The sequence below is a fragment of the Amycolatopsis rhizosphaerae genome, assembly GCF_007713715.1.
GTDB classification, from domain to species: Bacteria; Actinomycetota; Actinomycetes; order Mycobacteriales; family Pseudonocardiaceae; genus Amycolatopsis_E; species Amycolatopsis_E rhizosphaerae.
In genome coordinates this window covers 1-10,458 of the sequence record NZ_VJWX01000246.1, presented here as the reverse complement: position 1 = coordinate 10,458, position 10,458 = coordinate 1, and the positions used below count along the sequence as shown (strand labels likewise).

The window sequence follows — 10,458 nt, the reverse complement described above, 5'->3', positions numbered from 1 at the left end:
GTCCCGGGTGGACTGCCGCAGCGGACGCCGGTTTCGGCGAGCGGCCAGCCGGCACTGCCGGGCCTGCCCGGAACCTCACCACGGGAAGCCGCCGAGGAGGCTCCGGCCCCGGGCGGTCTGCCCCGCCGCACCCCCAGCGGTGCGAGCGGAATGCCGCGCTGGAGCGCCCCCGAAGAACCGACGGCCCAGCCGGCCGCCGAGGGTGGTCTGCCCCAGCGCACCCCAGGCTCCGGGAACGGCCTGCCGCAGCGGCAGCCGCGCCCGGTGAACGAAAACCCCCTACCGCAGCGGCAACCGCGGCCGGTGAACGAGAATCCGTTGCCGCAGCGGCAGCCGCGGCCGTCGGGCGAGAACGCCCTGCCGCAGCGGGAACCCGTCGCCGAAACGGCCGTGCCGCAGTACCAGCCCGGTGCGGAGAACCCGTTGCCGCAGCGGCAGCCGCTTGCCGACCGGCAACGGCCCGCACCGGTGGAAGGCCCCGCGGAGTCCTCGGGCGCCTTCCTGTGGCAGAAGCCGCAGCTGGACGAGCCGGTGGAGCGGGAGCCGGAGAATCCGGCCACCGCCACGGGGTCGTCGTGGTCGTTCGCCACCGACGACAGCTGGCGAACCGTACAGGCGGTGTCGCAGTCGGCCCCGTCGGGACTTACGCCGGCGGGCCTGCCACGCCGCCGGCGTGGTGAGCAGCTCTTGCCAGGGAGTGCGTCCTCCCCGGGCACGCCGGGGCCCCGAACCCAGCGTGACCCGCAGGATGTGCGCGGTAGGCTGAACAGTTTCCAGCAGGGTGTCCGGCGTGGACGGCACCAGACTGCTCAGGCTGCCGACTCCGAACACGAAACCATGGAGGGTGAATGACCTCGCCGCAGCCCCAACAGAACCAGTTCGGATGGCTGGTCAATGAATTCGCCGAGCGTGTGCCGGGCGTGGCACACGCGGTGGTCGTGTCCGCCGACGGCCTCCTGCTGACCGCGTCGAACCGGCTGCCACTGGACCGGGCCGACCAGCTCGCCGCGGTGGCTTCCGGCATCATCAGCCTCACCCAGGGCGCCGCGCGGTGCTTCGAGGCCGGAGCGGTCAACGAGACCGTGGTCGAGATGGAACTGGGGATCATGGTCCTGATGTCCATCAGCGACGGTTCCTGCCTGGCCGTGCTGGCCGCACCGAACTGCGACATCGGTCAGGTCGCCTACGAGATGACCATGCTCGTGGACCGGGTCGGCCAGATCCTCACCCCCGAACTGCGGGCCCAGCTGCAGGGCTCCGGGGGTGCCCTGATCGGCGAACCGGTGGGATGATGCCGCGATGAGCACGGATTCCGGGAGCGGCTCTCCGCCGGAAGACGGGGACGACGCCACCTTCGCGGACGTTCTCAACGGCTTCACACTGGATTCGAGGCGCAGCCGCCGGAAACGGAAGCGGGACAAGGGGGCCGAATCCGAGTCCCCGGCCGCCCCGCGGCCGGAGCAGGCGGGGGACCACCCGCAGACCGGCTACGCCACGGGTGAGTACAGTGCGGCGGGATACGGCAGTGGTGGATACGGCACCGGTGAGTACGCCACTGGTGAGTACGCCAGTGGCGAGTACGGCACCGGTGAGTACGGCACGGTGGGGTACGGTTCGGTCGACTACGACCGGATGCTGCCCTCGCCGGAGTACGCCCCGCCACCCGGACCGCCCGGTTTCGCCGAGCCAGGCCGGGAAACGGGGTTCTTCGAGCCCGCCGTGTCCAACAGCGGGCCGATGCTGCCGGAACGACCGGAACCCGAGCTCTTCGACGACGCGGCCTCCGTCGTGCGCCCGTACGCCCTGACCGGCGGGCGCACGAGGGCGAACTACGCGCTCGAACTGGAGACTTTGATCTCCGTGAACAACGCCGCCGCCGCCCGCGTCGACGCGGGCGAGGTGGTGCAGATCGAGCATCGCTCGATCATGGAAGAATGTCGGACACCGCGTTCGGTCGCGGAGGTCGCGGCACTGCTGCGAGTCCCGATCGGCGTGGCCAGGGTGCTGATCAGTGATGCGGCGGATGCGGGTTTGATCACCGTGCACAAGACCGTGTCCGGCAAGGACAACGCCGAGGCGCATTTCATGTTGATGGAAAGGGTGTTGAGTGGACTCCGTCGGCTTTAAGGCACCGCGGCCGGCCGCGCCGCAGACCATGACCTCGGCCAAGATCGTGGTCGCCGGTGGGTTCGGTGCGGGCAAGACGACCTTCGTCGGGTCGGTGTCGGAAATCGTGCCGCTCACTACCGAAGCGATGATGACCGACGCCAGCCGGGGTATCGACAATCTCGATGCCACGCCGAACAAGGCCACCACCACGGTGGCCATGGACTTCGGCCGGGTGTCGCTGGACCGCGACCTGATCCTGTACCTGTTCGGTACACCGGGTCAGCAGCGGTTCTGGTTCATGTGGGACGACCTGGTGCGGGGTGCCATCGGCGCGGTGGTGCTCGCGGACACCCGTCGGCTGGCCGACTCGTTCGCGCCGGTGGACTTCTTCGAGGACCGCAGGCTGCCGTACATCATCGGCGTGAACACGTTCGACGGGATGCTGCACCACGACCTCAACGACGTGCGTGAGGCGCTGGCGATCGACCCGAGCGTGCCGATCGTGCGCTGTGACGCCCGTGACCGGGAGTCGACCAAGCAGACGCTCATCACGTTGGTCGAGTACGCGATGCGGCAGTGGATCTCGTTGCGGGCGGCCAGCGGCACCCGCTGACGGTGTGGCTGCGCTCACGTCGATGCTCGGGTTCAAAACAGTAGGAAGTCCGAGTATTTTGGAGCCATGAACGCTCCACTGCACAAGCGCGAGGCGGTGACACCTCAGGTGCCCGCGGAGCGCTCTTCCGGCAACGGCGGCGCGACGGCGGCGGGGGGCCCCGCCGATCGCGGCGGGGCCCTCTACCAGGCGCGGCACCCGGTCCGGTTCGTGACCGCGTCCAGCCTGTTCGACGGGCACGACGCCTCGATCAACATCATGCGCCGGATCCTGCAGTCGCAGGGTGCCGAGGTGGTGCACCTGGGGCACAACCGGTCGGTGGACGAGGTCGCCACGGCCGCGATCGCCGAGGACGTCCAGGGTGTGGCGATCAGTGCCTACCAGGGCGGTCACGTCGAGTACTTCAGCTACCTCGTCGAGCTGCTGCGCGAGCGCGGGGCCGGGCACATCCGGGTCTACGGCGGTGGCGGCGGCGTCATCGTCCGCGAGGAGATCGAACTGCTGCACTCGCGGGGGGTCGCGCGCATCTTCTCCCCGGAGGACGGCATGGCCATGGGCCTGCCCGGGATGATCAACCTGATGATCCGCGAGTGCGACCGGGACCTCGCCGCGGACTCACCCGGTTCGGTGGAGCAGCTCCTGTCCGGGGACGTGCCCACGCTGGCCAGGGCCATCACCCAGCTGCAGGCCGGCGTGCTGCCCGAGGACTGGAAGCCGGCCATCGCCGACGCGTCGAAGGCCAGGTCCGTGCCGGTCCTCGGCATCACCGGCACCGGCGGCTCCGGCAAGTCCTCGCTCACCGACGAGCTGATCCGGCGGTTCCGCCTCGACCAGCAGGACAAGCTGCGGATCGCGGTGCTCGCGGTCGACCCGACGCGGCGCCGCGGCGGGGGTGCCCTGCTCGGGGACCGGATCCGCATGAACTGTCTCGACGGTTCGCCGGTGTACTTCCGCTCCCTGGCCACCCGCACCACCGGCGGCGAGATCCCGGACGGCCTGGACGAGGCGATCCTCGCCTGCAAGGCCGCGGGCTACGACCTGGTGATCGTGGAGACTCCGGGCATCGGGCAGGGCGACGCCGGGATCGTGGAGCACGTCGACTACTCGCTGTATGTGATGACACCCGAGTTCGGGGCCGCCTCGCAGCTGGAGAAGATCGACATGCTCGACTTCGCCGACGTGGTGGCCATCAACAAGTTCGAACGACGCGGGGCCGAGGACGCGCGCCGCGACGTGGCGCGTCAGCTGGTGCGCAACCGTGAGGCGTTCGGCGCCTCCCCGGAGGACATGCCGGTCTTCGGTACCAGCGCCGCGAAGTTCAACGACGACGGCGTCACCGCGTTGTACCAGCACCTGCGGGACAACCTGGCGGAGCGCGGGCTGCCGGTCTCGCCGGGGACCCTGCCCGCGGTGCGGGGCAAGACCTCCACCGGCGCCGGCACCCTCATCCCGGGTTCCCGCGTGCGCTACCTGTCGGAGATCGCCGACGCGGTGCGGGGTTACCACGCCCGCACGCGGGAGCAGGCCGAGGCGGTCCGCGAGCGCGACCAGCTCGCCGCGGCGAAGGCCGCGCTCGAGCGCGCGGACGCCGACGTCACGGCCATCAGCGAACTGCTCGACGAGGCGGAGTCCCGGGTGGACACCGAAACCCGGCGCCTGCTGGAGGAGTACGCCGAGCTCGCCGAGCAGTACCGCGGTGAGGAACTGGTGTTCCGGGTGCGCGACAAGGAGCTGCGCACCTCGCTGTGGCGGGAAACCCTGTCCGGCAACCGGGTGCCGAGGGTGGCGCTGCCGCGCTACACCGAGTCCGGCGAGCTGCTGTCCTTCCTGCGCCGTGAGAACCTGCCCGGATACTTCCCCTACACGGCGGGCGTTTTCCCGTTCAAACGGGATGGTGAGGACCCGGCGCGGATGTTCGCGGGCGAGGGCGACGCGTTCCGCACCAACCGCCGTTTCAAGTACCTCTCGGCGGAGTCGGAGGCCAAGCGGCTGTCCACCGCGTTCGACTCGGTCACGCTCTACGGGCACGACCCCGACACCCGGCCCGACATCTACGGCAAGATCGGGACCTCGGGGGTGTCGATCGCGACGCTGGAGGACATGAGGGCGCTCTACGAAGGTTTCGACCTGACCGCGCCGACCACCTCGGTGTCCATGACGATCAACGGGCCGGCGCCGACGATACTGGCGTTCTTCCTCAACACGGCGATCGACCAGCGGCTGGACGTCTTCCGCGCCGAGCACGGCCGCGAGCCGACGCCGGAGGAGGCCGCCGGGATTCGCGAGTGGACGCTGCGCACGGTGCGCGGCACGGTGCAGGCCGACATCCTCAAGGAGGACCAGGGGCAGAACACCTGCATCTTCTCCACCGAGTTCTCGCTGCGGATGATGGCCGACATCCAGGAATGGTTCATCGAGCACGGGGTGCGCAACTTCTACTCGGTGTCCATTTCGGGCTACCACATCGCCGAGGCCGGGGCGAACCCGATTTCGCAGCTGGCGTTCACGCTGGCCAACGGGTTCACCTACGTCGAGTCCTATCTGGCGCGCGGCATGCACATCGACGACTTCGCGCCGAACCTGTCGTTCTTCTTCTCCAACGGGATGGACGCGGAGTACTCGGTGCTGGGCCGCGTGGCACGGCGGATCTGGGCGGTCACGATGCGGGACCGCTACGGCGCGAACGAGCGCTCGCAGAAGCTCAAGTACCACGTGCAGACCTCCGGGCGTTCACTGCACGCGCAGGAGATGAGCTTCAACGACATCCGGACCACGCTGCAGGCGTTGTGCGCGCTGTACGACAACGCGAACTCGTTGCACACCAACGCCTATGACGAGGCGATCACCACGCCCACCGAGCAGTCGGTGCGCCGCGCGATGGCCATCCAGATGATCATCAACAAGGAATGGGGCCTGTCGGGCAACGAAAACCCGCTGCAGGGTTCGTTCATCATCGACGAGCTGACCGATCTGGTCGAGGAGGCCGTGCTCACCGAGTTCGACCGGATCTCGGAGCGCGGCGGCGTGCTCGGCGCGATGGAGACCGGGTACCAGCGCGGCAGGATCCAGGACGAGTCGATGCTGTACGAGCGGCGCAAGCACGATGGGTCCCTGCCGATCGTGGGCGTCAACACCTTCCGCAGCCCGCACCCGGAGGCCGACGAGGTCGAGGTGGAGCTCGCGCGGGCGACCGAGGAGGAGAAGCAGTCGCAGTTGACGAGGCTCGCGGACTTCCAGCAGCGGCAGCGTCAGGATGCGGAGGAGGCGCTCGCCACGCTGCGTGAGGCGGCCACGCGAGGCGAGAACCTGTTCGGCGTGCTGATGGACGCCGCCCGCGTGTGCTCGCTCGGTCAGATCACCGAGGCGTTCTTCGAGGTGGGCGGCCAGTACCGCCGCAACGTCTGAACCCCGCACGGACCCGCGGCCGCACTTCTTCCCCGAAGGTGCGGCCGCGGGTGCGGTGGGTCAGGGGAGCCGCGTTGCGGTCAGTTGCCAGACGGGCATGCGGTACCGCCCGCGGTCGTCGGTGGGGATCTCGTCGAGGGCGGCCGGATCCGGTGGTTCGGGAAGCGCTTCGCTGATCTCCTCCATCACCCGACGGGTGAAGGCGGTGGTGTAGGAGGCCGGTCGCAGCCGCGTGATCCGCCAGCCCTGGCCGAAGGTCGTGCGCAGGTTCTCCTCGCCGATAGCGCGGGGGCCCGGCAGCACCATCTGTTCCCTGAGGCAGAACAGGTGCAGGGTGGCGCCCGGACGGCAGGCGCGGTGGAGTGCGGCGGCGTAGCCGGGCTGCTGCTCGTCGCTCAGGCAGTGGTACAGGGCGCTGTCGAGCACGGTGTCGAACCGGTTGTCGAAGCCGTCGAGGCGGGTGGCGTCGCCCACCGTGAATGCGGCCGTGAGGCCGCGGGCTCGTGCTCGCTCGCGGGCGCGCTCGACGGCGGTGGGGGCGAAGTCGATTCCGGTCACCCGATAGCCGCGTGAGGCCAGGAAGAGGGCGTTCTCGGCGAGGCCGCAGCCCACGTCGAGGACCTCGCCGCGGATCTCGCCGTCGTGTTCCAGTTCGACCAGCGCGGGCTGTGGCTCCCCGATGTCCCAGGGCACCAGCCCGGCGGCACCCACGACGGGCTTGCCCTGGTAGACCTGGTCGAAGTCGATCCCCGGTGCGTCCGGTGTGCTCATCCGTGCCTCCCAGACATTATTCAACGGCTGATGAGATCGATCCTTCTCCGGCACCCGGCCGGGTGTCAACGCCCGTCAGGGGGAATAGTCCGGCCGAGGGAGAAGTTGGCCGCCGATATGAAGTTCGGAATCGCCACCTTCGTCACCGACGAGAGCATCCGGCCGGACGTCCTGGGGCGGGCACTGGAGGAACGCGGCTTCGACTCGCTGTTCCTGGCCGAGCATTCCCACATCCCGATAAGCCGCGAGTCGCCCTTTCCGGGCGGCGGTGCGCTGCCACGCCGCTACTACCGCACGCTCGACCCGTTCGTCGCGCTCACCGCCGCCGCGGCCACCACGTCGCGGCTGCTGCTGGCCACCGGGGTCGCCCTGCTCATCCAGCGGGACGTCATCCACACCGCCAACGAGGTCGCCAGCCTCGACCTGGTCTCCGGGGGCCGCGTGCTCTTCGGGGTGGGCGCCGGCTGGAACCGCGAGGAGATGCGCAACCACGGCACTGATCCGCGCACCCGCGGTGCCCTGCTGGACGAGCAGATCCAGGCGCTGAAGGAGATCTGGACCCGCGACGAGGCCGAATTCCACGGCAGGCACGTCGACTTCGACCCGATCCACCTGTGGCCGAAGCCGCTGCAACGCCCCCATCCGCCCGTCTACGTCGGCGGAGAGAGCCCGGCCGCGTTGAACCGGCTCGCGAAGTACGGCGACGCCTGGCTGCCCCGGGCCGGGACCGAACCGGCCGAACTGCGCCGCGTGCGCACCTGGCTGGCCGCGCAGGGACGGCCGGACGTGCCGTTCACCGTCTTCGGGGCCTCCGCCGACGAGCGCCTCCTCGACGGTTACGCGGAGGCCGGAGCCGACCGCGTGACCTTCCTCCTGCCCACCCTGGGCGAGGCGGAAACGCTGGCGCACCTGGACGACCTGGTGAAGGTGGTGAGCGGCCGATGAAGATCGGGATCTCCACCTTCGTCACCGACGAGAGCATGGCGCCGGGACCGCTGGCCAAGGCGATCGAGGACCGGGGTTTCGACGCGCTGTTCGTCGCCGAGCACTCGCACATCCCGGTCCGGCGGGAGACGCCCTACCCGCTCGGGGGCGAGCTGCCCAGGCCCTACTACCGCGCGGCCGACCCGTTCGTCGCGCTGACCGCCGCCGCCGTGGCCACCACGGACCTGCTCCTGGGCACCGGGATCAGTCTGCTGATCCAGCGGGACGTCCTCCACACCGCGAAGTCCGTGGCCAGCCTCGACCTGCTCTCCGGCGGCCGGGTGATCTTCGGGGTCGGCGTCGGCTGGAACCGCGAGGAGATGCGCAACCACGGCACCGATCCGCGCATCCGCGGCGCCCTGCTGGACGAGCAGATCCGGGCGCTGCGGGTGCTGTGGACCGAGGAGGAAGCGGAGTTCCACGGCTCCCATGTCGACTTCGATCCGGTCCGCCAGTGGCCCAAGCCGGTCCGGGTCCCGCCCGTGTACGTGGGTGGCAACAGCGCGGTGGCCGCCGCGAGGGCGGTCCGCGTCGGCGACGGCTGGCTGCCCAACGGGCTCGGCGAACCCGGGCGGATCGCGGAACAGCTGGCGATGCTGGGGGATTCGGGGCTGCCGGTCACGGCCGCCTCGCTCCCGCCCGAGCCGGAACTGGTGGCGGCCTACGCCGAGGCCGGGGCCGAACGAGTGACCTTCGCGCTGCCTACCGCATCCGAGGCGGACACACTGCGGCGATTGGACAAGCTCGCCGCGGTCGCCGGCACGCTCGCGTGAGTCAAGCGGCGACGAGGGACGCCAGCTGCGCAGTGCCCGCGGTGAGGGCGTCGTCGAGGGAGCGGTAGTAGGCCAGCGGCGCCGAGGTCAGCACCACGACCACGTAGCGGGAGTCCTTCCCGAGCAGCCCGGTCGTGTTGAAGCAGGCGGAGGAACCGCTGCTGCCCCAGCCCTGCTTGATCGCCCAGGTGGTGTTCGGCAGGCCGTTGGGAATGCCGAAGAACTGGTCGGTGCCGTCGGCGGCGGTCTCGGTGGCGTGGTACAGCGCGTTGTACAGCAGGTCCCGCGCCGACGCCGGCATCTGGTCCATCAGGTAGCGGTAGACGGTGACCATGTCCTGCGCGGTGATCTGCGTGTCACCCCACTGTCCCGGATCGTCCGGCGGCTTCGTGGCGGACAGGCCCATCAGCGTCGCGTCGCGCGTGACGATCGAGCTGCCGCCGCCATCGACCCACATCGTGTTCGCCAGGTCGTCGTCGCTGGTGGAGAGCATCTGCGTGAGCTGCTGCCGGGTCGTGGCGTCCGGGAGCGTCCAGTCGCCGCGGGCGAGCACGTCGATCGCGATCAGCAGCTTGACCACCGACATGCTGGCGAAGGGCTCGCCGGAATCGAGACTGGTCAGGACCTTCCCGTCCCGGCGGTCGTAGACCTCCATGCCGACCTTCGCGCTGGAGACCTTCCGCTGGACGGCCTGCTGGACCAGCTCCGCCACGTCCTCCGGCTTCGGGTCCGGCGAGGAGGGCGGTGCAGCGCTTTCCGCGGCGGGCTCCGTCGGGTCGACCGTCAGGATCGTCGTCGCGGGCGCCGTCGTGTCCGCCGGGGAGGTGGTCACGACGGCGACGCCGACGACCTCCCGGGACTCCTTGGTCATCGTGAAGACGGCCGTCACCGCCGCCCCGACCACCACCGCTGTGAGCACGGCCAGGCCGGCCGTCGCGCGCTTCATGGCCGGAAAACGCCACGTTCACCGGCATCTGTTGCGGATTTTCCCGATCCACAGGGGATGCTCAGGTAACCGACAGCCCGGACACAGCCACGATCACGGGTCGCGACCCAGCGGTGTCACTCCGTTTTGGACGGGTCCAGCAGCAGGTGCACCGACAGTTCGAGGCGGTTCGCCACGTCGGCCGCCGAGGCGCGCCGGGTCACCCAGGCGACCAGGTTCGCCATCCACACGTCGGCGATCAGGTGGAAGACGTCGCGGTCGTGCTCGGTCGGCTCCTCGATCCGCATCGCCTTGGCGAACATGTCCTCCATCAGCTTGCCGACCTGTTCGACCTCGGCGGCGGCGCTGGTGTCGGCGAACATGAACGCGCGCACCATCGCCTCGGTCAGGTGCGGGTCGCGCTGCATGGTCCGGGTGTTGCGGTTGAGTACGAAGATCAGCCGCTCGCTGGGCGTTTCGCCCGGGATCGCGCTGCGGTCGAGCTTTTCCCTGGCTCGTTCGAACTCGCGTGCCAGGCCGGAGACGAGCAGGTGGATCTTGGAGGGGAAGTAGCGGTAGAGCGTGCCCAGCGCGACCTCGGCGCGCTCGGCCACCGCCCGCATCTGCACGGCGTCATAGCCGCCCTTCGAAGCCAGCGCGAGCGTGGCGTCGATGATGCGCCGCCGCCGGTCCCGCTGTGCCGCGGAACCCAGCTCGTCGCTGGGGAGCGCGCCCATTCCGGTCCTGGACTGGGCGGGTGCCTTCGATTTGCCGGCCATCGACCTCTCCGGAACTTGTTCCATCCTTGGTATGTAGCTTACCTAACGGACTTCTTCCGGGAAAATTGAAACACGTTCTATAGTGGTCCGCATGTCGAT

At 69.7% G+C, this 10,458-nt stretch carries 9 protein-coding genes and 1 pseudogene; 7 read left to right on the top strand and 3 right to left on the bottom strand.

Going from position 1 to position 10,458, the window contains the following annotated elements:
• From FNH05_RS39370 to icmF, 5 genes and pseudogenes are all read left to right on the top strand, one after another.
• A pseudogene (locus tag FNH05_RS39370) lies at positions 1 to 852 on the top strand (nitrate- and nitrite sensing domain-containing protein); the annotation flags it as partial.
• Positions 849 to 1,292: a roadblock/LC7 domain-containing protein gene (locus FNH05_RS22455; protein WP_144590690.1), complete on the top strand. Its 444-nt coding sequence runs from the start codon at positions 849 to 851 to the stop codon at positions 1,290 to 1,292. The pseudogene FNH05_RS39370 and the gene FNH05_RS22455, both read left to right, overlap by 4 nt.
• 7 nt (positions 1,293 to 1,299) lie before the next feature.
• Positions 1,300 to 2,127: a DUF742 domain-containing protein gene (locus FNH05_RS22450; protein WP_144590689.1), complete on the top strand. Its 828-nt coding sequence runs from the start codon at positions 1,300 to 1,302 to the stop codon at positions 2,125 to 2,127.
• On the top strand, positions 2,108 to 2,722 hold the full coding sequence (locus FNH05_RS22445; protein ID WP_144590688.1) for a GTP-binding protein: 615 nt from the start codon (positions 2,108 to 2,110) through the stop codon (positions 2,720 to 2,722). Before FNH05_RS22450 ends, FNH05_RS22445 begins: the two co-directional genes overlap by 20 nt.
• Positions 2,723 to 2,788: 66 nt before the next feature.
• Positions 2,789 to 6,127 (top strand): fused isobutyryl-CoA mutase/GTPase IcmF, encoded by a 3,339-nt coding sequence (gene icmF, locus FNH05_RS22440; RefSeq protein WP_144590687.1) that lies wholly within the window; start codon positions 2,789 to 2,791, stop codon positions 6,125 to 6,127.
• A 60-nt stretch (positions 6,128 to 6,187) separates the two neighbouring features.
• On the opposite strand, the gene FNH05_RS22435 is transcribed toward icmF, so the two are convergent.
• On the bottom strand, positions 6,188 to 6,898 hold the full coding sequence (locus FNH05_RS22435) for a class I SAM-dependent methyltransferase (RefSeq protein ID WP_144590686.1): 711 nt from the start codon (positions 6,896 to 6,898) through the stop codon (positions 6,188 to 6,190).
• Positions 6,899 to 7,015: 117 nt separating this feature from the next.
• Here FNH05_RS22435 and FNH05_RS22430 point away from each other — a divergent pair, with 117 nt between their 5' ends.
• Positions 7,016 to 7,843, top strand: coding sequence for an LLM class F420-dependent oxidoreductase (locus FNH05_RS22430; RefSeq protein ID WP_144590685.1), 828 nt, complete (start codon positions 7,016 to 7,018; stop codon positions 7,841 to 7,843).
• Positions 7,840 to 8,655, top strand: a complete 816-nt coding sequence (locus tag FNH05_RS22425; protein WP_144590684.1) for an LLM class F420-dependent oxidoreductase — start codon at positions 7,840 to 7,842, stop codon at positions 8,653 to 8,655. Before FNH05_RS22430 ends, FNH05_RS22425 begins: the two co-directional genes overlap by 4 nt.
• A gap of 1 nt (position 8,656) precedes the next feature.
• On the opposite strand, the gene FNH05_RS22420 is transcribed toward FNH05_RS22425, so the two are convergent.
• Entirely contained in the window at positions 8,657 to 9,601 is a 945-nt protein-coding gene (locus FNH05_RS22420) for a serine hydrolase (protein WP_246127884.1), read from the bottom strand.
• Positions 9,602 to 9,717: 116 nt separating this feature from the next.
• Complete coding sequence (gene kstR / locus FNH05_RS22415; RefSeq protein ID WP_144590683.1) at positions 9,718 to 10,359, bottom strand: cholesterol catabolism transcriptional regulator KstR; 642 nt, start codon at positions 10,357 to 10,359, stop codon at positions 9,718 to 9,720.
• Between the last annotated feature and the right edge of the window lie 99 nt (positions 10,360 to 10,458).

What these genes read in the sequence shown, in the direction of transcription:
- FNH05_RS22430 (WP_144590685.1), top strand. Translation starts at nt 7,016, where the DNA reads ATGAAGTTCGGAATCGCCACCTTCGTCACCGACGAGAGCATCCGGCCG.
- FNH05_RS22420 (WP_246127884.1), bottom strand. Translation starts at nt 9,601, where the DNA reads ATGAAGCGCGCGACGGCCGGCCTGGCCGTGCTCACAGCGGTGGTGGTC.
- icmF (WP_144590687.1), top strand. Translation starts at nt 2,789, where the DNA reads ATGAACGCTCCACTGCACAAGCGCGAGGCGGTGACACCTCAGGTGCCC.
- FNH05_RS22435 (WP_144590686.1), bottom strand. Translation starts at nt 6,898, where the DNA reads ATGAGCACACCGGACGCACCGGGGATCGACTTCGACCAGGTCTACCAG.
- FNH05_RS22450 (WP_144590689.1), top strand. Translation starts at nt 1,300, where the DNA reads ATGAGCACGGATTCCGGGAGCGGCTCTCCGCCGGAAGACGGGGACGAC.
- kstR (WP_144590683.1), bottom strand. Translation starts at nt 10,359, where the DNA reads ATGGCCGGCAAATCGAAGGCACCCGCCCAGTCCAGGACCGGAATGGGC.
- FNH05_RS22455 (WP_144590690.1), top strand. Translation starts at nt 849, where the DNA reads ATGACCTCGCCGCAGCCCCAACAGAACCAGTTCGGATGGCTGGTCAAT.
- FNH05_RS22425 (WP_144590684.1), top strand. Translation starts at nt 7,840, where the DNA reads ATGAAGATCGGGATCTCCACCTTCGTCACCGACGAGAGCATGGCGCCG.